17 protein-coding genes are annotated in these 25,673 nt (G+C 57.8%); 11 read left to right on the top strand and 6 right to left on the bottom strand.

The annotated features are described in order from the left end of the window. Positions 1-98 precede the first annotated feature (98 nt). On the top strand, positions 99-1,112 hold the full coding sequence (locus tag DMO26_RS02655) for a glycosyltransferase family 2 protein (protein ID WP_226951160.1): 1,014 nt from the start codon (positions 99-101) through the stop codon (positions 1,110-1,112). Positions 1,113-1,135: 23 nt separating this feature from the next. Here the strand turns inward: DMO26_RS02655 and DMO26_RS02650 are convergent, their stop codons facing one another. Beyond that, complete coding sequence (locus DMO26_RS02650; RefSeq protein ID WP_117190450.1) at positions 1,136-2,698, bottom strand: O-antigen ligase family protein; 1,563 nt, start codon at positions 2,696-2,698, stop codon at positions 1,136-1,138. A gap of 196 nt (positions 2,699-2,894) precedes the next feature. Between DMO26_RS02650 and DMO26_RS02645 the strand changes: the two genes are divergently transcribed. Next, positions 2,895-4,523 (top strand): hypothetical protein, encoded by a 1,629-nt coding sequence (locus DMO26_RS02645; protein WP_226951159.1) that lies wholly within the window; start codon positions 2,895-2,897, stop codon positions 4,521-4,523. Next, positions 4,504-5,826 (top strand): glycosyltransferase family 4 protein, encoded by a 1,323-nt coding sequence (locus tag DMO26_RS02640; RefSeq protein WP_117190448.1) that lies wholly within the window; start codon positions 4,504-4,506, stop codon positions 5,824-5,826. Before DMO26_RS02645 ends, DMO26_RS02640 begins: the two co-directional genes overlap by 20 nt. 358 nt (positions 5,827-6,184) lie before the next feature. On the opposite strand, the gene DMO26_RS02635 is transcribed toward DMO26_RS02640, so the two are convergent. From DMO26_RS02635 to DMO26_RS02620, 4 genes are all read right to left on the bottom strand, one after another. Then, positions 6,185-7,525 carry an HlyD family type I secretion periplasmic adaptor subunit gene (locus DMO26_RS02635; RefSeq protein ID WP_117190447.1) on the bottom strand — a complete coding sequence of 447 codons (1,341 nt, stop codon included), beginning with the start codon at positions 7,523-7,525 and terminating at the stop codon, positions 6,185-6,187. 8 nt (positions 7,526-7,533) lie between these two features. Next, positions 7,534-9,600: a type I secretion system permease/ATPase gene (locus DMO26_RS02630; RefSeq protein ID WP_404947003.1), complete on the bottom strand. Its 2,067-nt coding sequence runs from the start codon at positions 9,598-9,600 to the stop codon at positions 7,534-7,536. Positions 9,601-9,722: 122 nt separating this feature from the next. Next, the gene (locus DMO26_RS02625) at positions 9,723-11,786 is read right to left on the bottom strand and encodes a hypothetical protein (RefSeq protein ID WP_117190445.1); all 2,064 of its coding nucleotides are present in this window, start codon (positions 11,784-11,786) and stop codon (positions 9,723-9,725) included. Positions 11,787-11,911: 125 nt separating this feature from the next. Continuing rightward, positions 11,912-13,597 (bottom strand): hypothetical protein, encoded by a 1,686-nt coding sequence (locus tag DMO26_RS02620; protein ID WP_117190444.1) that lies wholly within the window; start codon positions 13,595-13,597, stop codon positions 11,912-11,914. Positions 13,598-14,295: 698 nt separating this feature from the next. Between DMO26_RS02620 and DMO26_RS02615 the strand changes: the two genes are divergently transcribed. Continuing rightward, positions 14,296-15,054 (top strand): helix-turn-helix transcriptional regulator, encoded by a 759-nt coding sequence (locus tag DMO26_RS02615; RefSeq protein ID WP_117190443.1) that lies wholly within the window; start codon positions 14,296-14,298, stop codon positions 15,052-15,054. Next, a complete protein-coding gene (locus DMO26_RS34295; RefSeq protein WP_226951158.1) occupies positions 14,996-15,529 on the top strand; it encodes a hypothetical protein in 534 nt (177 codons plus the stop codon). Before DMO26_RS02615 ends, DMO26_RS34295 begins: the two co-directional genes overlap by 59 nt. 355 nt (positions 15,530-15,884) lie before the next feature. On the opposite strand, the gene DMO26_RS02605 is transcribed toward DMO26_RS34295, so the two are convergent. After that, positions 15,885-17,054 (bottom strand): RHE_PE00001 family protein, encoded by a 1,170-nt coding sequence (locus DMO26_RS02605; RefSeq protein WP_117190442.1) that lies wholly within the window; start codon positions 17,052-17,054, stop codon positions 15,885-15,887. 2,005 nt (positions 17,055-19,059) lie between these two features. On the opposite strand from DMO26_RS02605, the gene repA reads away from it, so the two are divergent. The 6 genes from repA (at position 19,060) to DMO26_RS02565 (ending at position 25,670) form a co-directional block, all read left to right on the top strand. Beyond that, positions 19,060-20,238: a plasmid partitioning protein RepA gene (gene repA, locus DMO26_RS02590; protein WP_117190439.1), complete on the top strand. Its 1,179-nt coding sequence runs from the start codon at positions 19,060-19,062 to the stop codon at positions 20,236-20,238. Beyond that, positions 20,235-21,239 carry a plasmid partitioning protein RepB gene (gene repB / locus DMO26_RS02585; RefSeq protein ID WP_117190438.1) on the top strand — a complete coding sequence of 335 codons (1,005 nt, stop codon included), beginning with the start codon at positions 20,235-20,237 and terminating at the stop codon, positions 21,237-21,239. The genes repA and repB overlap by 4 nt, the downstream gene beginning before the upstream one ends. 152 nt (positions 21,240-21,391) lie before the next feature. Further along, entirely contained in the window at positions 21,392-22,684 is a 1,293-nt protein-coding gene (repC, locus tag DMO26_RS02580) for a plasmid replication protein RepC (RefSeq protein ID WP_117190437.1), read from the top strand. A 434-nt stretch (positions 22,685-23,118) separates the two neighbouring features. Continuing rightward, positions 23,119-23,496, top strand: coding sequence for a hypothetical protein (locus tag DMO26_RS02575; RefSeq protein WP_162894669.1), 378 nt, complete (start codon positions 23,119-23,121; stop codon positions 23,494-23,496). A gap of 55 nt (positions 23,497-23,551) precedes the next feature. Next, positions 23,552-25,126, top strand: a complete 1,575-nt coding sequence (locus tag DMO26_RS02570; RefSeq protein ID WP_117190435.1) for a phage tail sheath family protein — start codon at positions 23,552-23,554, stop codon at positions 25,124-25,126. Between the two features lie 13 nt (positions 25,127-25,139). Next, positions 25,140-25,670 carry a phage tail protein gene (locus DMO26_RS02565; protein ID WP_117190434.1) on the top strand — a complete coding sequence of 177 codons (531 nt, stop codon included), beginning with the start codon at positions 25,140-25,142 and terminating at the stop codon, positions 25,668-25,670. Positions 25,671-25,673: the final 3 nt, after the last annotated feature.

Genomic DNA, 25,673 nt, shown 5'->3' with positions numbered 1-25,673 from the left:
TTTACAGCCAAACGGCGAATTCCTACAAAACTCTGGAGTTACTTCAGTACTGCCGACGTTGATCAGGCACCTCGTGGATGAAATGGGGAATGACGCGGATGGATACCCGGAAGACGCCCATCGATATGAATTTCGGTCGTTACGCCAAGGTCGGCATCGTCGTTATCGGTAGAAATGAAGGGCAACGTCTCATTACCTGCCTCAAGGCGCTGCAGCCCTACAGCGAACGCACGATTTACGTCGATTCCGGCTCCTCCGATGGAAGCGTGCAGGCCGCTTCGGCCCTATGTGCGAGGGTGATATCACTTGATCTGGCCATTCCCTTCACAGCGGCCCGCGCGCGCAATGCCGGTTTTGATGCCCTGATGGACCTCTGGCCTGACACGACATTCGTACAGTTCCTGGACGGAGATTGCGAAGTGGACGCCGCATGGATCAACGCAGCTACGGCATTCCTGAGCACCCGCAAGGAACTGGCTCTGGTTTTCGGCCGCCGCCGCGAGATTCATCCGGGACAGACCATCTTCAATGCGATGTGCGATCGTGAATGGGATGGCAAGCCCGGCGAAGTGGCCGAATGCGGAGGTGACATCCTGATCAGGGCTGAAGCGCTGAATAATGTCGGCGGCTATTCGGACCGGTTGATTGCCGGCGAGGAGCCCGAACTCTGCGTGCGTCTGCGAGAAAAAGGTTGGAAAATCTGGCGCCTTCCACTCGAAATGGCACGCCATGATGCAGACATGACCAGTTTGAGCCAATGGTGGCGAAGAAGTGTTCGCTGCGGGCATGCCTATGCACAGGTCTCCAATCTTCATCGGAAGTCGCCATACCGAATCTGGCGCCGAAATGTCCGTCGCGCTGTTCTGTGGGGCGGGTTCATACCGGCCCTCGCCATCGGTGGCATCGCCTTGCATCCGGCAAGCCTCACCCTTCTGCTCGCCTATCCTCTCCAGGTCCTGCGTCTTGCCGGGCGCATGACATCGACCGATGCCGATCGGTGGCCTCACGCGGTCTTTGCCGTCTTCGGCAAGTTCCCCGAAATGCAGGGGATAATGCAGTTTCATGTAAATCGGCTGATCAAGCGACAGCAGCGGATCATTGAATACAAATAGGTCGCGGTATCTCAATGCCTCACTCACCTGCCCGAATTAAGGATACGCATCTTCCGCCTTTCAGGTGACCCGACGACGGCTCCAAGCCCGAGCTTTCTTATTCCGCCTCCGTCCTTTGCTGCACCACTCCACTCCATGCCTGCGCCACCGGCCGCCAACGCTGCGCACAGACCGGAAAAAGGCCAGTATATATATGGGATGATCGATACGCTGCTGGTCGTTGCAATGGTGAAAAGCATGCCTATCAACAGGCCGAGAAGGCCCGGATAGTTGATCATGGCCGTTTTGCTGCGCAGAGACAACACGCTCAATCTGGCGGCCACCACGGCAAAGAACATGAGAAACAGGAACAAGCCCAGTAAGCCGTAGTGGAGCGCAATCTGCAGATAGGTATTCACGACGTCGACGATGCCCTGGCCTTGGATCATCCTAAGCATCTCCGGTTCTCTGAGAAATGTCTCCGACCCGAACAACGGATAGCGATCGATGACAACCAACGAATTCTCCAGTAGAGCGGAGCGATAGGTCTCACTCCCTTTGTCCGCGGACCCGACGAACGGAAGCAGGTCCATGAAGCGGTCTATGAATGGCGGATGCACGACGATCACCGCGATGAGGCCCGGCGAAAGCCAGCAAAGCAGCTTCAGCGATGGACGAGGATTGGCCAACAGGATCACCACCACGCAAATGGCAAAGCCGAGCCAGGGACCGCGCGAGACGCTGGACAGAAGGCCGGCGAGCAAGATGCCGTGGGCCAGATATCGCCACACCCCCAAAGGTTTTGGGGTTCGAAGCGCAAGCAGACAGCCCGCTCCCGTCATGCAGAGAAAACCGAAAGCAATCGCCTCCACCGATGTGGTCGCCGCTCGCAACAGGCCGTCACGGAAAAGATAGGCCGTGATGAGAACGACGTCCCACTCCTGCACCACCACATAGTATACCCGCCAGTTTCTCCAGATTTCGAAAACGCCGATGGCCGCGAGAGGCATCGCGGCGAATACGAAAGCAAGCAGCGATCGATTGATGTCGAGTCCCGAACGCAGCGAGCGGCTGAAAACGTAGTAGGGAAGTACGATGTCGAGGAAATAGCCCGGCACAACCCGCAGAATGGAGTTCATATCGCCAAGCCTCAGAGAGAGAATCGAAATGAAGAGGAAGAACACGAGGATGAAGACATCGGCGAATTGCATGTTCCTGCGTTCCGGCTCCCTCCATAACCTGATCGCCATGGGGATAAGGATCAATATCGCCATCAGCCGCGGCGGATCGAGGTCGATGATGCGATTAAAGATGCCGGGGATCCCGACGCCCACGGGGACACACGGGGCGACGAACATCAAGATCACATAGAGGAACAGGGGCTGTTTGGAGTTGCGGTGAATATAAATGCTCATCAGCGTGAGCGCCGCAGCGAAATCAAAAAAGCTCCTGGACAGAAAGGTGACGCAGGTCGCCGCGAGCCAGCAGTTTCGCCACAGCCTGAATTCCACCTCATCAATCAGAGGCACGGCGATTTTCTTGGCGACGTAAAAGACCGGGATGCTGATGATCAGAATATAAACAAGCGCACGGAAATATTCAGGCATCGAAGGTCTCGCACCCGAACAGAATGCCCCACCGAAGAATTTCACCTGTAAGCGCTTGTGACACCGGAACTCCTCTTGTGCCAAACTCGGCTTGGAAGGCTACACGTTAGGGACGCCACTCCCCATCTGTTCGAAAGGGTTAGCACCTAAGCCGATCGGAGACCCTGAGACCGCCATTTGGATTGCTTGCGTCGGATTGCTCGATGCTCTTCGATCAGAAGATGAGCGCGTGGTTTTGCAACGGGATGGGCAGGCGGCCATGGACCTGGGGAAAGAATCGTCGGTGAAGCGCCGGGCGCTTCTGCAACTGCTATCGAGTGCTGCAATCTCTCCCCTCTTGATCTCCCGGAACTTTGGCCCGGCCAGGGCACAGGGAGTCTCCGGCCGACTGGCATTGAATCTCACTGGAATGAGCTACTGGGCAACCGAATATGCCTTTTCGAACCTTGCCTACAATGCTTCTCGATGGCGCGTACAGATAGAGGGTGACGCGTTTACCTGGGACACGCCGCTGCCACCCATGACGGAGGATGGATATCCCACGGCCGTTCCGCCGAATTCCGTACTGGAGAGCTTTCTGATCTTCACATCCGAGCGAAAGGCGCTGCCGGTTCAGCTTTCCGTCTATTACGATGGCAAAGGCAAACTCGAATACAAGGGCGGGGCTCAGCTGGAATCGCGAGCAAGAGGTCGCGACGACGTCCGAAACCTTCGCAAGGAAGATCCCTTCACGGCCCGAATTACGGAAACGGATCGTACAGACCCGATTCGCAACATCCGAATCCATGAACGGAGCGTCACGATCCCGCCTAAATTCAGAAAACCGTTTCTGGAGCGAATGAACGGCATGTCGGCGTTGCGCTTCATGGATTGGATGGGAACCAACAATTCAGGGATTATTCATTGGGCGGACAGGCCCAGACGCGGCCAGTTCGGCCGGTCGGAATTGGGCGTGCCGCTCGAAGATATGATCGATCTCTGCAACGAGACGAGGATCGAACCATGGTTCAACATGCCGCATTTATGCGACGACGGCTTTGTCCGAGCGTTCGCGGAACAGGTCAAGAAGGATCTGGACCCGCGTCTTGACGTTCACGTCGAATATTCCAACGAGGTCTGGAATACCAGTTTTGGTCAGGCCGATCACGCGCGCGCGCAGGGCCTGGCGCTTGGCCTGTCGAGCAACGACTATGAGGCGCAGTTGCGCTACTATGCCCATCGCAGCACGGAAATTCTCAAAATCTGGGAAGATATTTTTAGCGCTGATAGCCAGAGGATCATCGGGATCTATGCTGCGCAATCGGTGAACGAATGGACCAGCACGACAATCCTCTCTTGGAAGGGGGTCGCGCAGCATGCGGATGTGCTCGCCATCGCTCCCTATTTTGGAGGAAGCCTGGGCTCACCGGAGCGGGCAGACGACGTGTCGAAATGGTCGCTTGACCGGCTTTTCTCGGAGCTCGAAAAAGAAGTCGAGATAGAGAACAAGAAGATCATCCGGAACCAGGTGGCGGTTGCCAATCAGTATCGCGCCAAGCTTTACGCTTATGAGGGCGGGCAGCATCTCGTGGGTCATAGCGGCGCCGAGAACAATGACATGCTGACCGATCTCTTCATTGCCGCCAACCGCGATCCCCGCATGGGTGACCTCTATCGACGCCATCTCCGGAACTGGTGGGCGTCCGGCGGAGAACTCTATGCACTTTTTTCGTCGATGAGCGGACCCAGCAAATGGGGTAGTTGGGGGCTGCTGGAAAATGAAGGCGAAAGCCATCCGAAATGGCAAGCGGTCCAGCAGGTGCTGAATGCAAAAAACATTCGCTGAACATCCTCTGGGCTTGACGGGGGACCATATCACGCAGCTTCGGCCGGGAACGCCGGATGTCGCCGATGAAGATAATATTTCCGATTTCGTCGCGATCCCGGATGATGCGGCGCAGAGCCTCAGGACCCGTCTCGGCCTGCAACCCAGCCAAACGCCGCGCGTCGCGTTCATCGCTGGCCCGGGCGATGTGGCCGGCACCTTCGATCACTGGATTGAGGGTCGTTTCGATCCCCGGACGCCCGTCGTCGCCTATTCGACCATGTTTTATACCCTCATTGAGAAACTTCAGGCTATGGCGCTGCTCATTGCCGAGCCGGAAAACCTGCCGAAACACCGCGACCCTCGTTTCCGTTTCGTCAGCATTCCCCGCGCGCGACCAAGCGGGAGCCTGTCCTATCGAAAGGCCAGCTTCACCTTCAGCCGGAAGGTGGTTCGGGAATTGCACGAATATCAGCCCCATGTCCTGCTTATGGGCGTCGATACGCCTTGGTGGGTGGTGTCTTCGATTCCGAGAAACACAAAAATCGTTCTCACCGCCCACAACAACTTCTGGCCGATGGGCCTCGAACCCAAGTCCATCAAGGACAGGCTCAAGCGCCGGATGACGAGCTTGTCGATCCGGCGTGTGGAGGCTGGTGTGTGCACGTCCGAAGAGACAAGGCGGCAGGTCGTCGAGCTTGCAGGCGGCAAGGCCGAACGTTTCTACGCCGAGGTGCCGCAGCTGCTTTCGAAGTTTCTCGCAAGCCCTCGCCAATCGGATCAATTGCGAGACATTCTGTTCCTCGGGCGCCTGCAAGAGGAGAAAGGTATTTTCGATCTTCTCGCGGCCTTCGAAAACACCGCTGCTCGATACCCCCACATAACCCTGGCCTTCGCCGGTGCGGGAGAGGCCGAGGCTGAATTGAGAAGACGGATTGCAGCCTCGTCCTTCAGCGGACGAATTCGCATGCTGGGACAGTTGAATGCGGACGATGTGCATCAGCAGCTGGCGCAAACCGATCTGCTCGCCTGCCCAACTAGGAGCACGTTCCCGGAAGGACTCGCCCTCGTGGTCGTGGAGGCCGCCGCTCACGGGGTTCCGTCCATCCTCAGCTCCGTGGTCCCGGCCAAGGAGCTTGTAGCCGGCGCCTGCATCGAATTTCCGGCCGATGATGTCCGGGCATTCAGTTCGGCGCTCAACCTCCTCGCCAGCGACACCCGGAAACTGCATGAGCTGCGGACGACACTCATACAGGATCGGCAGAAATTCTTTGATCGATCCTTGTCCTGGGGTACGAAGCTTTATAGTGCCTTCGTCGCCTGAATTGATCAATATTCAGCAAACCGGACCTGTTGACCATAAGCTCTTTGGCATGGATCGTGCCGCTCGCCCTTGCGCAATCAAAGGTCGAGCTCCCTGAAAATAATCCCGCATTTATTGCAAGTTTGCAAGCTTATCTAGCTTACTCTAGATTGCGAATCTCGTCCTTTTCTCCGAGACTCAAACTAATCCTTTTGATCGAGTTGATATTACTATAAAAACAACAATAATAGTTGCGTCAAACAGCCTGCTGAAGGCTCGAACGGGAAAAACGGTCGAGCCTTCTTCTTTTCCAAAATGGAAGAATTTGACAATTGTTAATTTTTTTGCCGACCTTCTTTCGCGTTGCCAAACTCGCTCGTCAACGCTCGGAGAATGCTCTCGACATACTGTCAGCAACGGGTTTTGCCAGGTAGCTGAAGAATGTCCTCAGTGACGTCTGGATCATGATTTCCGCAGGCATGCCGGGCTGCGGCGTGAATCCCCGAACGCGGGTCATTTCCTCCGGCGACAATTGGACACGCGCGATGTAGACGTCATGATTGGCAGGACCCGCCTTGCTATCTTCCAACGCATCAGCAGAGATATAGAACACTTCGCCGTTCAGGACGGGGGTCGTACGCTGGTTTAATGCGGTCAAGCGAACGGTGGCCTTCTGGCCGACCTTTACGCTATCGATTTCTGTGCGTGGCACCTTCGCCTCCACGATCAGAGGCGCAGCCGCAGGCAGAATCTCCATGATCCCCTTGCCACTTTCGATCACTCCTCCCGTCGTATGGTAATAAGTTCTGACCACTGTGCCGGAAACCGGGGCGAGGATCGTGGTACGGCGGAGAACGTCGTCTGCTTCGCGGGATTGTTCCCGCGCCGCATCACGTTCTCCCTGGATGGATTGCAAACGATCGAGGGCATCCTCCCGATAGGTTTCCTCCGCCTGCGATATTTCCTGCTGGCCTTTCAGCAGTTGAGCCCCGGTTTCGGCGATTTCCGATCCCAGTCTTCCGATCTGGCCCTCGGCATCGGCGATTGCCCGTTGCAGCGACTTGACCTCGGTTGCACGCAGAAGGCCCCTGGCCAGCAGATTCCGCTTGATCTCGTATTCGTCCCTCAAAAGGCTGAGCTGGGTCAGCACAGCCTCGCGGTGCCGGACATAACCTTCGCTGCGAAATTCCAGCGCTTTCATATTCTGCGCCAGCAAGGACAGCTCCGTCTTGAGCTTCACGCGTTGAGCCTTGAAGTTGAGTTGCTGCGTAAGGGTGATCGCGGAAATATCCGGGTCATCCTTGAATTCCTTGAAATACTCCGGCATTTCCACCGTTTCCGCACCATCCGCTTGGGCGGCAAGCCGCGCCGCAGTGGCTTCGAGCCTCATGCGACGGAGGAAGAACTCCCTTTTTTTAGCAAGCGCCGCCGTCTCATCGAGACGCACCAGCGGCTGCTTCTCAACCACCTGATCGCCTTCGCTTACCAGCAATTCCCTGATGATGCCCCCTTCGAAATGCTGGACGATCTTGTTGCGGCCAGTTGCAACGAAGCTGCCTTGGGCTATGACGGCCGCGGCGAGTGGCGCCGTCGCCGCCCATGTCCCAAAACCACCAAAAGCAGCGACCGTCAGGACCAGCCCGATCACGGTCTGTTTCCAGACAGATCGAGGAACTTCCGAGTACCATTCAAGATCATGGACTTTCGCAACCGCGGACATGCCCTCTCCTATTCTATCTGATGGCCGAACGAACCTGCATTGATGTCGATGCCCCGGGCCTCGATGGCCTTCAGAACGTCCATTCGTTTTCCGAACAGCGCGATCGTGCCGTTTGCCAATACTAATATCTTGTCCACCGTATGCAGTAGTGCCGGCCGCTGCGTTACCGTCACAACCGTGACCCGCTTTTCCCTGGCATGCTCCAGCGCGCGAAGCAGGGCTGCGTCGCCGGCTTTGTCGAGGTTCGAATTGGGTTCGTCGAGAACCACCATGTGGGGTTCGCCGAAAAATGCCCTTGCAAGCGCAATGCGCTGTTTCTGGCCTCCCGAAAGGGGTGAGCCGTCCGCCGAAACCATCGTCTCGTAGCCGTAAGGCAGGCTGGCGATCATTTCATGCACATCCGCCAGCATCGCCGCGCGATAGATCATCTCATCGTCGACATCTTGCCTCATCCGGCCGATATTGGCTTTTATCGTGCCCGGAAAGAGCTGCACGTCCTGCGGCAGATAGCCGATATTCTCACCGAACTGCCGCTGATCCCAATTGCGCAGGTCCATGAGGTCCAGCCGAACATTTCCGGACGTCGGCATGATCGACCCGACGAGCATCTTTCCGAGCGTCGTCTTCCCCGCACCGGAATTGCCGATGATCGCGAGAGAGTCTCCCGGCTGCAACGAAAAGGACAGGCCGTTGAGCACCACCCGCTTCGTCCCTTGTGGGACGTAGAGCAACCGTTCGACATCCAATCGCCCCTCGGGTTTTGGGAGATTCAGCCTTTCGAAGTTGAAAGGCGATGATTTCAGAAGGGCCGTTATCCTGCCGTAGGCGGCCCGCGACTGGCTATACTGGTTCCAGCCCTCGATAGCTCCTTCAATCGGAGCCAGCGCTCGGCCGGCAATGATCGAAGCGGCAATGACCATCCCACCGGTGAGTTCACCTTCAATGGACAGGAAGGCACCCCAGCCCAGCATGCCGATCTGCGTCAGAAGCCGGCACGCCTTGGAGATCGCAGCGATGGTAATATTGCGGTCCTGGGCGATGACCTGCGCCTTCAGAGACGTTGCAGTATCCCTGCCCCAGAGCTGCACCGTTTCCGGGATCATCGACAGCGCGTTGATGATCTGCGAATTCCGGGACATGGCTTCCAGATGGAGGTTTGCCTTTATCTGAGCGGTATTCGCCTCCCCGAAAGGCTCTGCGGTCACGCGCTGGTTGATCTGGGTGAAGGCGAGCAACATGAGCGCCGTCAGGATCACGATCATCCCAAGATGAGGATGGATGAGGAACACTGCCACAACGAAGAGCGGCGCGATCGGTGCATCGAGGAACGACAGCAGCGTTCTCGATACCAGGAATGATCGGACCTGCTGAAGGTCGCTGAGCACCTGGTATTCCCGGCCGTTTCCATGCAGCGAAGCGCGAGCCGCCGCGCTGAGAATCGGCGCCCCCAGTTGCGCTGCAACTTCGACCGCCGTGCGCATCAGGATAAAGCGCCGGAGCGCGTCGAACGCCGCTTGAAGGATGACCGCGCCGATGATGACGATCGTCAGCATGATGAGGGTATCGATCGAGCGGCTCGTCAGCACGCGGTCGGATATCTGGAACAGGTAGACGGGGATCGCCAATACCAGGATATTGCTGGCAATCGTGAACAGCATCACGATCGAAAGGTTTATCCGCACCGCTCGGATGCCCGCCTGCAGGCTTTCCGAAAAGTCGACCGCAGGAAGGCGCTTGTGAAAGGTAGGTCCGCCGCCAAACCCCGAACCAGAGCCACCTCCTGCGCCGGGACCGGAAGTTGATTTCCCGAAACTCTTGGCATCGGACCGCAAAGGCCCGGTGTCACCGTCGATGATGATCATGCCTTCGGGTGCTTTCGCTTCCGTCGCCTCCCGCGCTGCCGGCATGGGCTTAACATCGAACTGCGGCTCGACCACCCTATCATTGGCCGGCAGAACCACGGCTTCCGCGATCTCGGCATTGTCAGCATTGCGCGGCGCGGTCTGGGAAGAGCTTCGCAGGTCCAGCCGGGGTATTCTTACGGGTGTCGGAGCGTCGTCGGTCGTCAGCTTCAAGCATTCTTCCACGGCGCGCTCCAGCTTTGTATAGATATCGTCTTGATCTGCTTCCGGGTGTATTGGACCGAGGGCTTCAACCCTCTCGATCCGTCTTTGGGTCTCCGACATGCTTCCCCCCATTATCCGAGCACATGTTGCAGTCCGTCGTTTTGATAGTGCCCGTCATCATCCGTTGACACGTAGATACCGGTCGGCGGCGCTCCATCCTCCAGCATGGCGTCGTCTAGAAAGAGCACTGCTTCGTTGACCAATGCGTTCGGATCACGTCCGAGCAGTTCTGGCTGGTGCGAGATCAGCTCCGCCTGAAAGAGCGTTTCCTGAGAATATTGCTCGCCCCCTACATAGGTGTGTCCGAGTGAATCGAGATCCAGGATGGCGGCATTGTTGATAAGTGCGTTGCCGCCGGTCGAAACCGACCATGTGGCATCGGCAACCGGATATACGGCATTCATGGCAAGCGCGATCTGATCGCTATCTCCCATGATTGTCGTCTGGCTGATGTACTGGATATTCAGGAGATCGCCGCTGATATAGAGGACGCGCAATCCACCAAGGCCGGAGAAAGCGGTATCGCCCAGAACGCCTGCAGACAGGTGATCGCCCCCGGCAGCCAAATCGTTCGCGGTGTCGAGATAGGCGGATGGCAGCGCCTCGAACCGGGCGGCCCCGCCGACATTGTAGATCAGGGCCTGGTTCCACAGCAGATTGCCGGAGCTGGAAATGCTTCCGGTGCCACTCGTCTCGAAATTTGAAACCGCCCCCACCACATCGTCGTCAAACAATACATTCGTCTGATGGATGATGCTGGCATCATATATCGACCCGCCGACGATGATGAGATCGTATTGCATCGCGAGTTCGAGGATCGACGTATGGTTGATGCTTGCATTGTCGCCTGCGATGACCTGCGTGGTTGCCCCGGAAGATGATAGAATGCCGATGTCGTTATCCGACATGAACACGTATTGCTCGAGCCAGCTTGTGATCATCAAGTCGCCATGGATTTCCGCGATTGCCCAAGCCGAGGGAAAGCCGCCATGTGCGGAATGCGCATCCGGACTATCCGCCAGGGGATCCGCCCGTTGGAAACCCGCGATGTTGAAGACTTCGTCCGGCCCGTCGTCGCTTGTCCATCCGCTCACCGCGGAAGCAATGCTGTCGTTGTCCTGAATGACGTTCGTCTGGACAATAGCGTTGACCTCCACATGATCACCGACGACGGCGGTTACTTTCGCTCCTACCCAGACGTTCTTCACCACGGCTTCGTTGACGGCGGTGTTGCTGCCGGCAACGAGGTCAACTGAATTCTCGACGGCTATAGAACCATCGGGCATGACGACGGCGTTTGTCGATGGTCCGTCGTCCTCATCACCTGCAGCATCGTCTTCCGGATCCTCGGCCTTGGCATCCGCGGCGGAACCATCCTCGGCAACATCCTCCTCATCTTGGAATGAGAAATAGTCTTTCAGGACAGGCGCCTCCGCGGCGCTCTCCCCGTTGACATAAGTGCCCTCGACGACCTTGGCTTGATGCGCGAAGGTTTTGGCGGTCGTGTCCAGGGGTGCGACGGTCAGGGTTTCCAGCTGAGATATGACGGTGTTGATGACGTCGATGATTTCCGCGCTGGAGCCCGGTATTTCGGGCTTGCCGATTGGGGGCCGAGCAAGCGCCTCTTCGGCGGTCTCCAGAATATCGGCATCGTCGATCGGCTTGGGATTGAATATGAGCTTGCTTCCGCCGACGTTGAACTGATCGTCGTCGGAAAGCGACGCCGCTTGGACGATGTAGTTCGCCACCGATCCGGGCGGCTCCATGTGCTTGACGGCGAAAGAGTGCCCAGAGCGAAATCCGGGGAGAGTGTCCTCGGGAAGTTCGATGGAGACAAATACGAATTCGCTCTCGACGACGGGGATCGGCGGATGGCTGTAATGCCCTGAAAAGGATGGATGCCAGAGGGGTGTCGTATAGACCGGCGCCTTGTATGGCACGTCGGGATCAAATCCGACGAATTCGTAGGGCGCATGAAACGTCGAGGGAACAAAAGGGGTCGCGACGATATGTTCCTTGGCAGCGTAATAGAAGAAATCCGTATAGGCATCCCTCAGCCGCGTTTCTTCGACCGTTGTATGGAATAGCCCGATGAAATGGGCAATCTCCTCGGTTACCTTGTCCATGGTCGTCATGACACGGACCCCTCATCTATATGCCTGCTGGCCATTTCAGAATTGGTGGACTGCGCAGAGGCTGCGCAGTCCGTCTCGTGTGTCGTTTCGTTATCGCTGGATTGAGCGGAGAAGGATCACGGCGCTCAGGAGGTGCCGTCGCTCGTATCTTCGCCTACCGACGTGCTGGTCAGGTCGCCGCCGACGATGGTCATGTCGATTGCATTCTGCTGCAGGTTTGCGCCCATGACGATTTCCTGGTTGAACGCACTGGTCTCGACAAAGGCATCGGCCGAAGCATGGCTCGTCCCGGTGACGTAACCGTCGTCGCCGTTGTTCGAACCCCATGTGCCGCCGTCGCCGCCTTCCCCACCGTATCCGGTCGCAGCGATCCCGCCGGCACCGCCGGCTGCTCCGGCGCCACCGATTGCCCAGCCACCGAAGGCTTCGCCGCCGATGCCGTCGGCCCATGCGCCGCTGAGTGCTGCGCCGCCAGCTCCGCCTTCCGCCCAGGCGTCGCCGCCTGTTGCATCGCCGCTCGTGGCATCGCCGCTCGTGGCTGCTCCGCCTGTGCCTGCACCGCCTGCCGCACCGTCACCGCCGGTACCGCTGCCAGCACCCTGGCCGAAGCCGGCGCCCAGACCAGCACCGAGGGCATCCCCGCCGGCACCACCGGCACCACCACCGGAAGCCGCGCCGCCGGCACCACCTGCACCACCAGTCGGATCGCCGGCGTCACCGGCGTTGTTGGCGCCCCCGCTGCCGGCGGTACCGGCATTGCCGCCGTCACCGTCGTTGAACATCGGGTTGATCAGGCCGAGACTGCCCATGAGGGACGCGACATCGCCGCCGGCCGAATTCCCACCATCGCCGGCATCGCTTGCTTCGCCGCCTTCGGAATCACCGGCTTCCCCGCCGTCGCCGCCGTCGCCGCCGTTGCTGTTGCCGCCCTCATCGCCATTGCCGGCAAACGCGAGACCCGCGCCAAGTCCAAGCCCCAAGCCGAGGCCGAGACCAAGGCCGTCGCCGCCGCTGCCGCCACGTCCGCCGTTGCCATTGCCGCCATCGGCACTGCCGGTGTCGGCATCGCCGCTGTCGCCGTCGCCGCCATCGGAATCGCCGCCGTCGCCTTCACCGCCCGCCGCAATGCTCGCTGCGAGCCCACCAAGGCCGATGCCTCCGAGAGCAGCGCCGCCGATGGCGCCACCGCCATCGCCGCCGTCACCGCCGTCTGCATCGGCATTGCTGCCGCCGCTGCCGCCGTGGCCACCGGCCGATATCCCATCGGACGCAAACGCAACCCCACCTTCAGGGTCGGCATCGATATCGAAGTCGCCGTCATTACTGACTTCGGCACTATCGAGCTTGTCGTTATCCTGGATATTGGCGACCTGCGAAAGCACGTTCGCAACGTTGTTTCCGTCGCCCGTCAGTGCGCCGTTCAGGATGTCGTCCATGCGGATGTTGAACATGCCGTCGATGGAACTGTCATCCATATCGACATCGGCAAAGTCGTTGTCCTCAGGCATATAGCCTTCAAGATCCATGCCGACTTCGACGGCTACGTCGACCGTCGTGGCGCTGACATTTTCATTGAAGTTGCCGTTCAGGTTGGCATTACCGTTACCGTTGAGGTTCAGGTTGCCGTTGCCGCTCAGATTGAGGTTGCCGTTGCCATTCCCGTTGAGATTGGTCGACTCGCTGCTCTGATCCTGGCTCTGGTCGGAGGATTGCTGCTGCTGTTGCTGTTGTTGCTCCTGTTGCTGCTGCTGTTGTTCCTGGCTGTCGTCATCGTCGAACAAGGTGTCGAACGGATTGCGTCTGTCTACCATCACAGTATCCTCTTGTGATCGCGACGCCGGGACCGCCCTTCATCTTCTGTGGAGGTCGCCGCTTGTCGCTGATTGAAGTCAGAAGTTCCTATTGCGACGGCCACGCATCAACGCGACCGTTCGCCGGTAATTGCTCGCAATGTCTGATTGTTGAGTTCCTCCCATGTTTCTCCCGAGGAACTGGAGCGGACGCTGCCGAGGTGCCGAACTCGTTACAAAGCACCACGATTTCCATGTGCTGATTTTTGCGCGCCGCGCCTAGTGCGTCGGAATGGTCGTCACTGTGTCCCAAGTGGCCGGAAGAGATAAGGTAACATTTCGAGCTAGCGCCCGATGCTTATGGCAGAAAATGCGTAATTCAATCTGGGTATGAATATAAATAAGAAGAGGTAGGCCAAGATTAGCCATCTTACACTTAGGGGTGCAGAGTTTTATTTTCGAAGATCAAATGACCACCAAAAATCGCGATTTGTTCTGGCTTTGGCGAGCCCCACAAGACCAAATCACTACCAATTCGAGCTAATTCCTAATTCGTCTGATCTATTCTCAGCGTTTCGGACTTGGTTTACGGTTCGGGACAGGACATGGGGACAGGAAAGTTCGATTGGTTTCAATAGAGGGAGGGGCTGGTCGTGCAAGTTCCACATAGCAACGCACAACGGACCGGTGTGGATTTTGCAGCCTACGCCTGGAAGAGAATGAATGCCATCAAGACGCTGCTCTTCATCTGCTCCCCCGGGACAATATCAATCGCGATGACCGCCGCCATCGAAAGCGAATTTCCATGGCTCTCGGTCACGGCAGTTCACGACCTTCGCCTGGCCCTGGTCGAATTCGACAATCCGGTACAGCTCGTGCTGGCGGACGCGGCCTTCGCTCCGGTGCTGAGCGCGCATTGGATGGAATTCTCGTCCCTGCATGGCGAAGCTACACTGGCATTGATCTGCAACGACGATAGCGAAGCCGCCGCACATCAACGGCGGGCGCAGGATTTCGACAAAATTCAAGGAATCATTCCCTTCAACGTCAACCTCGATGTTTTCCTGTCTGCACTTCGGATAATTCTCAAAGGCGGAAGGTATTTTCCGCCAAACAGCTATCGCTCGCGTGACGCCTTAACCGGGAAGAGGGACGACGAACAGCGCGAAAGCCGCCAGCTGTCGCCGGCCACCAGCGAGACTCGGTCAAGAACCATCGAAACGTTAACGAAACGGGAAAATGAAATCCTCGCTCGCGTTGCCATGGGCAATCAAAACAAGATCATCGCCGCAGCATTGGGCTTGTCCGAGCATACGGTGAAAATCCATATCCACAACATCATCACCAAGCTCGGCGTCCACAATAGGACAGAGGTCGTCGCTCTTTATTTCGAGCAGAGGCGCAAGGATAGCTCTGGTCATGCACACGATCCGAACAGTCATCAAGACGACAGCCCGCTCACAGGCGACGAATACTAAGCTTCGCGCCATCCTGCTCCTGATCGGGCAACTGAATTACACTTGGACGAATACCGAAAGCCTGTTGATCCATATGATCGCCGGTCTCGCCAAGGTGGATAAGGAAACGGCGATCGTCATTTTCCTGACCTTGAATACGACCAGGGCTCGCATCGACCTCGTTGAGCGGCTCGCCAAGATGCAAAAGACATCCGTCGCCTCCCGTCATGATATTCTGGACGCCACCAGAAGGCTTTCTGACGAAGCGAAGCTTCGCAATAAATACAACCATTGCATTTACTCTTTCGACCCGGACAGCGGCCGCGGCCTCACCCAGTCGATGCGTCTTTTCGAAAGCAGAGACGAAATAAAATATGGAAAGATCGAGGAACTCGATGGCGCGGAGATCAATCGAATACGGAAAAGCATCGATTCGCTCGTAAAGATTAACCACACTTTCTGGGACATCACGGATCGATATGACTTTCCGAGATAGATTGAATGAGCCTCGGCGGAACCCAGCGCCCTTGCGTTGCCTGCGGGCTCGCGCCGATCCGCCAGGGCGCGAGCCCCGCCGTACCGCAGACAGACCGGCGAAAGCGACAAGATTTGCCCGTTTCCGCTCAAGCCTCAACAGGCCGTTGCCATCAATAACGCATCAGACCTACTGGATGGTATTCGACAATTCAGGTTAGATCTTCGGCCTAGGCAAGTTCGACAGTCACGGCATCGATATCATCGCGGCGGCGGGAAGCCCGAGACATCGAGCGCATCGACTGGCAGAGCGGTGAAAATGCCGAGCTAAAGTATGTCGCGCAAAGTGTGCAGCGCTTTAGTTCAACCACCTGGCTTCACAGGACTCCCCACGCTCGAAATCTCCCCCTCCCCGTCATCTCGCGCAAGCCGAGTTCGTCGACGATCCGCAACGCCGCCCGGGGCGTGACGTCGAGGGTATCGGCGATCATGCCCGCGGAGACGAGCGGACGGGCGACGACGAGATCGATCAGTGCCGGCAACATCGAGGAGGTGCGACGACCAATGAGCTTTCGCTGCATCATCTGCTTGGCGAGCGCCAGCCGGTCATGCTCCTTGAGGCCGAGTTCGGCGATCGCGATCATGCCCTGAATTAGCGATGAAAGGCGGATGTCGCGCTCGCGATGCCGGCGGCGATCGACGGGAATGGATTTCAGGCCGAGACTGATCGTGGCGAGATGAGAAGACGTGGTCAGGCCCGCGTGCCGCAGAATCGACGCCGACAGCAACCGGCCAAGCCAAGGCGCGTGCTGCAGGACTTGAAGACTATTCCAGGCGTCGAGCGCGATGATCGCCTGCAGCACGGGCGGCAGACCCTCCACCTCCCCCAGAACGACACGCCATCCATCTAGCCGCATATCCTCATCCCAGTCGAGATCGTAGACAAGCGGATCCTTCTCTCGTCCGGCGCGCTGGCCTGATGTCGCTGCATTTCTTAAAGCCGCCTGCGAACGAGCAAGCACTGCATCGATCGCCGCCAGTTCGGCGGAGAAAGGATCGAACTGCTCTTCTGCCGGACGATCATCTTCCTCCCCGGTCCCGACAGCCTCCACTGGCTCCGGAAACGCACCATCCTGTCTATCGGCGTCCAACGGCAAATCCCCAGCGACAATCCCTGCGCCCCCGTCGCGTGCGTCCAGGTCAGCCTGACGGCGCAGGCTGCGCAGGCCGTCGCTGCTGAGCGGCCATTCCGATGGCTGTGCGGCGATCCGCCGACGTGACCTTAGCACGTCACGAGCAATGGTCAGTTCGTGGGTCGGAGTGCGGATATCGTGGCCGGCGTCGTGGAGAACGAGATCTTCGAGATGGACGAGTTCCCCATCAACCCACATCGAGGCGCAGGCGTCGGCAAAATGTGCCCTTTCGATCCAGCCCTCTCCGACTGACGAACGAGCGATCCGCTCATCGAGGCGTGCCAAGGCAGAGCCGGCCTCCGAGATCGACCGCAGGAGGGAATGTATGGGCAATTTCGCCAAGTCATAACGCATTGAAGTTATGGTAAATGATTCACTAAACGGACGCTATCTTATAGTTATCGTCCGCTACTGAAGAATTCAGCTTCAGCGAGATATGCCAAATCAACGAGCAACAGATATCGCAGTGAAGCCTGCTCTCTTCAACCTGTCCTTCCCATACATATTTCAAAATCAGCGTAGACCTCCTGACAGCCAATGGCAATATCGGGAACGTCCGAGACTGAAAATCACTTCGTCTCACGCAAAGCCGTCCGCGTCATTCCGCGACGCTGAATGCGCATGTGAATAAGCGCCTCTCAACAGGCTTACGGATAACGCGTCATCGGAGCTTCACCTCGTCGCCGGCATGCCGATAGAGCCGCCAATTCCCCTCAGTACAATCGCATCGGAAGGACGGGTACAAGACGCCATTCGGCTCCGAAACCGATGTTCCTGCCGCACTGAAGCTGGGACGCGCGAGGAATTGGACGCCTTCGATGCCGTTCGACCATCGAGACCAGATGGCTGCCATTCTGACCGACGGGAAAGTGGCTGAGCTCAAGCATCTCACGCAGCCGGGCATGGGCGACAACAAGATGCGGGCGCTTGTATCCGATCTCGGGCATCTCGAATCCTAGTCGCTGTGGCGACCGGCACTCCCCTTCCCCGACCGTCCCCAAGCGCCGCCTTTGAAGCTCGTGGCGCATCATCTTTACGATCCGGTCCGACGCTAAGAGGACGAAACTCGCATCATGCCCGTCGACGGGGCAAGACTTGCAACTTCGGGACCTGTTGCGCATCAACGGAGCGCATGCACCCAATACTCGGGGGCCGCGGCCTGACGAGTTGGTCGATCCTCACCAAGTATCAGGGACTGACGGTGGCCTTCGGCAATCCTTCTCTGAAGAGCGCGGCGCATTGCGCCTGGCCGCTCATGCTAGCGCCCGATCGGGACAGAGGAAAAGCAGGAGGGCGATAACAAACGATGTCCTCGACAAAATTGCTGACCCGCGGCAGTCGCATCGTCGGGAACCGGCCATATGGATGAACGCCTTTGCCTCCGGCAGCCAACGGCGTTCTGTGATCGCCAATCTGCGGACAGAGGATTTGACCGACGCGGGAGAGACTATGGTATGTCTCGCAGGATCAGGGCGCGACGGATTGGCGTTTGATCCCCTGAAGCACGCCTCCCAGAGCAGCAACCTCAACGACCTTTCGCCACGAGACGCAGAGCATTTTGGATCATTGCAGAGAGGGTGGTGGCGCCAGGCTCTCGCCAGGAGCATCTCAAATAGCTGGGCGAAGACCGGCCGCAGGGTGATGCTTCTTATGTATCGCCGCGCCTCAGCAGACAGTGGGAGCGTTAAGCAGGCGCGGTAATCCCTGCAACCAGACTTCCGAACCCGGGAGCAACTATTCGTCTTGCGGGGGAGGGCCGGAGCGTCGTCTTAGCTTACCTGCGACGCACAGAGGCCTCAGTTCCCCGCGGGGAACTAAATTGATTTCGGAATTCGTCCAGACGGACGAGTTCTCATATTCCAGGTTCCCCGCGGGGAACGCCTAATTTTCGGGCCCCTATAATCGGGCCGGCGAGTTCAATGGAGAATTTGAACAGGATCGATGAACCGTCCGTGCGGTCATGATTGGCTCCGGGGGAGGGGGCTCTTTCCTTCTCTCTCGATCAAAACCGAGATCTGCTGTACGAACCTGAGCCGGAGACGGCGATCTCTCGATCTTCCCCCACTAACTTCAAGAGCGTCAGAGGCTTCGTCCTCGCCGTGGCTGAATTCGAGAATCCGTCTGCCGCATTTACACTGCCACTGCTCCTCCAAAACGGCCCGGAACCCCATATCGAGGCATCATCTACATGGGAAAAATGCACCTCCAGGGTGCTGCTTTGCGCCCGAAGCCGAATCGGACTAGTTTAATCTACGCAAAAAAGCCGAATTATCGCGTTTTTGCGAAACATCACGCCCCTTAATAAATTGGTAACCATGCTGGCGCTTATGATTATGCAAGACAAACCGAGGGCAGAATCGTGACCCGCCACCTGAGCAGCCTGGAATTTATGCAGAACTTCTCCACCAAGTTGGAGATCGCCCTGCAAAACCTCAGCATCGCACAATATCCGCCGGATGCGCGCCGAGAGATGCGTCGCCTGTCTTCGACGGAAGTGGCCTCGCTGCTCGATGTCTCCGAGGCCTATATCCGGCAGATCGTCGCCAAGGACAAGGGTCCGCAACCGGACGTCACGCAAAACGGACGGCGGACCTATACGCTGGAGCAACTTCTCGAACTGCGCATGATGCTTGCCGAAAAAGGGCGCAAGAAGTGGATGAACCCTCGCAGGGTGGAAGGCGAGGACTGCCAGATCATTGCGGTCACCAATTTCAAAGGTGGATCGAGCAAGACGTCCACCACGATACATCTTGGCCATTATCTTGCGATGAAGGGCTATCGTGTGCTCGCGGTCGACCTCGATCCGCAGGCTTCCCTGACGGCCCTCCACGGGTCGCTTCCGGATTTCGATGCGCGGGAAGGCGACACCCTCTATGCAGCCATCCGGTTCGACAATCCCCTGCCCACTCCCCAGCTGATCCACAAGACTCATATCGCCGGATTTGATGTCATTTGCGCTGGTCTCGACCTAACGGAATTCGAAACTGCCGTAGCGCTCGAAATGCGCCAGGGTGGCGGGACCAGCTTCCTCTTGCGCGTATCGCAGGCGCTCGAACAAGTCGTCGACGACTACGACGTTATTCTGATGGATTCTGCGCCGTCCCTGAACTTCCTCACGCTTTCTTCTCTGACCGCGGCGACAGGGGTTATCATTCCCGTTCCTGCGCATATGCTCGACGTAGATTCCACCGGGAAATTCCTCGAACTCGCATCGAGCTATATGGCGATCCTGAGTGAGATGGGTGCCTCGGCCGAATGGGATTTTGCCAAGTTTCTCGTCACCAAATTCGAGCCAAACGATCATCCGCAAGCCAATATGACCGCATTGATGCGTCAGGTCTTCGGTGACCATCTGCTCCTCAACATGGTCAACAAGTCCGCGGCTGTCGCGGACGCACTGACCTGGAAGCAGAGCCTTTATGAGGTGCAGCGATCTCGTTTTTCGGCGCCCAAAACCTATGATCGGGCGATGGAATCGATCAACGCTGCAAACCAGGAGATCGAAAAGCTGCTTTGGGCAGCATGGGGGCGTGAATGAGCCGAAAAGATTCCAAAGGGCTGTTCGCCAATGTCCTGGGCCAGATCGACCAGACGCCTGCTCCGGCACCCGTGACCAAGACTTCATCGCCGCATCTTCTGAAAGTCGCCGCGGGTGTACGGCAAATTCAGGAACGTGGTGAAGCTTTAGACAAAATCCTCAAGGACGGCGACCACATCCTCGAGCTTGATCCCAGCGCGATTGCGCCCTCCGCAATCGCAGATCGTTTCAATGGCGCTTATGAGAGTTCCGCAGTGGAGGAGCTTATAACCTCCATGCGCGAACGCGGCCAGATCGTGCCCGGTCTTGTCCGCCCCGTCGCCAGTGGAAATGCTCCGTATCAGATCGTGTTTGGACGTCGCCGTCTGGCAGCTGCCAAGGCGCTCGGCATCAAGTTCCGCGCGATCGTACGGGATCTAACGGATGAACAGGCGGTCGTCTTTCAAGGTGAAGAAAACACCAATCGCAACGACTTGTCTTTCATCGAAAAATGCGCTTTCGCCCTGTCTCTTGAACAGGCGGGTTACCGCCGTGATGTGATGTCCGCGTCCCTGTCTACGGGAAAATCGCATATTTCTGAAATGCTGGGGATTGCCACGGCCATCCCGCACCCTGTGCTCCTCCTGATTGGTCCGGCCCGCGAGATTGGCAGAAGGCGATGGCTCGAATTCGTTGAAAAGTGGAATTCCGCCGCCAACCCGCAGGAACGGGTCACGGACGCCCTGAACTTCGTCGAGCGCGGGGCCGAAGTCGACCGGTTTTCGGTGGCACTGAACGCACTCGCCCAGCCAGTTCAGGATTCGGCCGAGGATCGCGACGGGATCTACGAAGTGACCGCAAGAGGACTTGTTGTTGCGACCGTTAAAACGTCGAAATCCGGCGCACGCATGACCTTCAGCAAAGCCGTTCAACCCGATTTCGTGCGGTTTCTGAGCGGTCGGATCGAAGCGTTGCACGACGAGTACATGAAGGAAATTTCGAAATCCAGGAAGGGAAACTGACGTAAAAGAAAAAGGCCCCCAACAACGTTGCCGTCGTGGAAGCCTCTCTCATAGTTCGCACCTAGAGAATCGCATTTCCACGAATCACAGTCAAGAGTCTTTGGCACCGTTTTGGTGAGCGGATTTCTTTTGCCTCAAGAAAGGTGAAGGAAATGGAGAGTGGATATGTGACGACGCCCTTCGGGCGGCGGCCGATGTCATTTGGCATGTTGAAAAGTCAGCATCAAGCAGACACGATTGCGACCGGAGCCACGCGAAACAAATGGAAATTGTTCAGGTCGGTCTGCGAAGCCCGCAAAGCGCTCGGCGTTACCGATCGGGCATTGAGCGTTCTCGATGCCCTCTTGACGTTCTATCCGGACGATACATTGTCTGAAGAACGAGGGCTCGTCGTCTTTCCATCCAATCAGCAACTTTCATTGCGTGCCCGAGGGATGACACCAGCCACCTTGCGAAGGCATCTGGCTGTGCTGGTCGAGGCGGGTTTGATCACTCGCAAGGACAGTCCCAATGGCAAACGCTATGCTCGGCGCGGAAGGGAAGGAAAGATCAGCGAGGCCTTTGGCTTCAGCCTCGCGCCTTTGCTCGCCCGGGCGCAAGAGATCGAACGTTCAGCCGCCGCAGCCGCAATGAATCGCGAACTGCTCCGAGTAACAAAGGAGCAGATCAGCATCTGCCGTCGGGACATCGTGAAACTCATTTCCATGGCGCTCGATGAATCGATTCCTGGCCACTGGGATGCAGTTCTTGCAGAGTTCCGCGAACTTTCTCAACGTGTCCCGCGCACGGCTACGACTGAATCTCTCAATTCAGTTTTGAAAACCTTTCACCTGATCAAGGATCAAATCATTAATCAATTGGAAATCCACAGAAAAGTGCAAAAAATAGACGCCAATGAATCTCAAATTGAGCGCCACAAACAGGATTCACAAACCAATTCCACATCTGAACTTGAACCGTGCTTCGAGGCACGTCGGCAGGCAGCTCCGGCGCAAGCAACGGACCTGAAAGCCGAACGGGCTTCATCTCGACCAGCATCAGGGACACCAAACGACACCAGCTGCCAGCCGATTGCTCGATCAGCGCTGGCTGACGTAACCAGACCGTTTCCGCTCGGCGCCGTTTTGCAGGCCTGCCCGCAAATCACCGATTATGGTCCGGGAGGCGTCATCAACAACTGGCGAGACCTTATGTCAGCCGCCATCGTCGTCCGCTCGATGTTGGAAGTCAGTCCTTCGGCCTATGAGGAAGCGTGTTCGGTTATGGGACCGGAAAATGCGGCAACCGTCATCGCCTGCATCCTCGAAAGGGGAGGGCATATCAGCTCGGCAGGCGGCTACCTGCGAGACCTGACGCGCCGGGCGGATCGCGGCAAGTTTGCTGTCGGCCCAATGTTGATGGCGCTCATGCGGCGGAATAATCCGCTCTTGCGCCATACGGGCTAGCCCCGCCCAGATCGCCGAACTCGCCAACTGCGCCGTTTTGCCAAAGCTCAGCAGTTAACCCGGTTGTGGCTTGTGCCGGTGATATCATTCCGTGGCGCCTGGAAATGAATTTGCAGGCTATCGTGCATTCAGGTGGATCGAACCTCCGTAGCATCAGGAATGGCATCCGAAGATTATTGGATACGGCCCGTGTGTTCCAGATCGTGCCGCCGATCGCCACCGGCGATAGAGAAGGGTAGTGCATAGACGGCAAATCACGCTCGGCATCAACGGCTGGTTAGCTATTTCGCCAGAGAGCGCAAGAGCTGCAAAATTCCATCTAGACAACAGATACATCTTTATGTTTATTAATTTATTATAAACAACCATACGATGTGAAATTTATTCTAGCCTACAGTTCTGAACAGCGCCACATGGGGCGATTGGGGGATGCTGTGTCTGAGAAGATTTCGTGGTCAGTCAATGCGGGTGCCGCGGGCGGAAGCCTTGTCCAATCCGGTTCGGTGGATTGCGAAGCGGTCACGACGGTGTCGGTTTCCATCGATGCAGGTGGCAGCAAGGCATTGGATCTTCAGCTTGAAGACATATCAAAGGTGGAATTCCTTGGCATAAAGTCGTCGATCTATGATGGCAAACTCAAGGTGAAAGCGTCCGGCACGGGCGCTGCCGAAATCGCTCTGACCGGTCCAGTCCTCCTATTCAGAGGAGGGGTCGCTCTGCTCGGCCCCTCATTTGAGACCCTGACGGTCAAGAACGAGCACGCCGCAGATGCAGCCAGCGTCGAAATCCTCATAGCCAGCACACTCAGCTGACGACGCGCCGTACGCGCCGTCTTCCTCAGTCCACGTCATATCGAGGGGAGGTAGCATGCCTGTCCAGCCGAACTATCCTGGCGTCTATGTCGTCGAGGCGCCAAGCAATGTGAGAACCATTGCAGGTGTTGCGACCTCCGTGACAGCGTTTGTCGGCCGCACGAAGCGTGGTCCCGTGAACGAGCCGAATATCTGCTTCAAGTTCGGCGATTTCGGCCGCCGCTTTGGCGGGCTCTGGGTCGATGGCCCGCTCTCCTACAGTGTGGACGACTTCTTCGCCAACGGCGGCGGTCAGGCGGTGATTGTGCGCCTCTTCAAGGCCAACGGCGTGGGCGACGATGGCGTTGCCAAACTCACGGCTGGAAATCTGGAGTTGACGGCGGCGAGCCCCGGCGACTGGGGCAACAAACTGAAGGCGGTGATCTCCTACCCGACCGATGCGAGTGCTGCGACCGATGTTGCAGCTCGTTACGGAATCACGGCCGCCGATCTCTTTGATCTTGCGGTAACGGATCGGGGAACGGATATGCGCGAGGTCTTCCGTAACGTCTCCGTACACGCGAATGCGGGCGCGCGCCGTGTCGATAGGGTGCTTGCGGCGGAATCCAACCTCGCGCGGGTGAAGCTCGACGCCAACGGCAATGCAGTGCTCCCCGGCGCCCGCCCGGCCGACGCCGCCGAAGACGAAGGTGCGGGCGGTAACGACGGGCAGGCGCTGGGCAATACGGATGTGATCGGCGAGGAGGACAAGAAGACCGGCATCTATGCACTGCTGAAAACCGACATATTCAATCTGCTGGTCATTCCGCCCCAGACGCGCAACGGCACGACGGACAAGGCAATCTGGGAGAAGGCGGCGGCATTTTGCGCTCGCCGGCGAGCCTTTCTTCTTGTCGATCCGCCGGCCGCTTGGGACGCCAACCCCGATACGGCGGCACAGACCGTTCAGACGGCGCAGATCAACAGCCCGATCATCTCGCTTACCAACGCGTCGCATGCGGCCCTGTTTTTCCCGCGCATCCGCAAGCGCGATCCGTTGCGAGACGGACAGATGGACACCTTCGTCCCCTCCGGGGTGATCGCGGGCGTCATGGCTCGTGTCGATAACAATCGCGGCGTCTGGAAGGCGCCGGCAGGCATCGAGGCATCGATGTCGGGAACCGAGGAACTGACCGTCAAGCTGACCGACGATGAGAACGGCCTCCTCAATCCGATCGGCGTGAACTGCCTGCGCAGCTTCCCAAATGTCGGGCGGGTCGTCTGGGGTTCCCGGACGCTGAGAGGCGGAGACGCACTTTCGGACGATTACAAATATATCCCCGTCCGCCGCCTCGCCCTCTTCATCGAGGAGAGCCTTTACCGCGGCACGCAATGGGCGGTCTTCATGCCTAATGACGAGCCGCTCTGGGCGCAGCTCAGGCTGAATGTCGGTGCCTTCATGCAGCGTCTCTTCCGGCAGGGAGCATTCCAAGGATCGAGCCCGCGCGAAGCGTATTTCGTCAAATGCGACTCGGAGACGACGACGCAGGACGACATCAACCGCGGTATCGTGAATGTCGTCGTCGGGTTTGCGCCGCTCCAGCCGGCCGAATTCGTCATCATCACCATCCAGCAGATCCGCAACACCTGAAGGGGGATCGGCAATGCCCAAATTCTCCGCCAATCCCGAGCGGTTCGACCCGTACAAGACTTTCAAGTTCCGGGTGAAGACCGAGGACGGCAACTATGTCGCCGGCATCAGCAAGGTCAGCGCGCTCAAGCGAACGACCGATGTGGTCAAACATCGCGAGGGCGGCGATCCGTCCTCCTCACGCAAATCGCCAGGCCAGACCGAATACGAAGCCGTGACGCTTGAACGGGGCGTGACGCACGACGTGGAATTCGAGCAATGGGCGAACAAGGTCTGGAACTATGGTTCGGGCCTCGGTTCGGAAGTCTCGCTCAAGGATTTCCGCAAGAACCTCATCCTCGAAGTCTACAACGAAGCGGGGCAGCTTGCGATCGCCTACAAGATCTACCGCTGCTGGCCGTCGGAATATCAGGCTCTGCCCGAACTCGACGCCGGCGCCAACGCGGTGGCGATCCAGACCCTGAAACTCGAGAACGAGGGCTGGGAGCGGGATTACGACGTGACCGAGCCGACAGAGCCGAGCTTCGTCGAGCCTGTGGTGTAAGCG

Origin of the sequence: Rhizobium terrae (assembly GCF_003425685.1) — a bacterium.
Lineage (GTDB): Bacteria > Pseudomonadota > Alphaproteobacteria > Rhizobiales > Rhizobiaceae > Neorhizobium > Neorhizobium terrae.
Note: the sequence above shows the minus strand (reverse complement) of the source record. Positions and strands in the feature narration are given on the sequence as shown.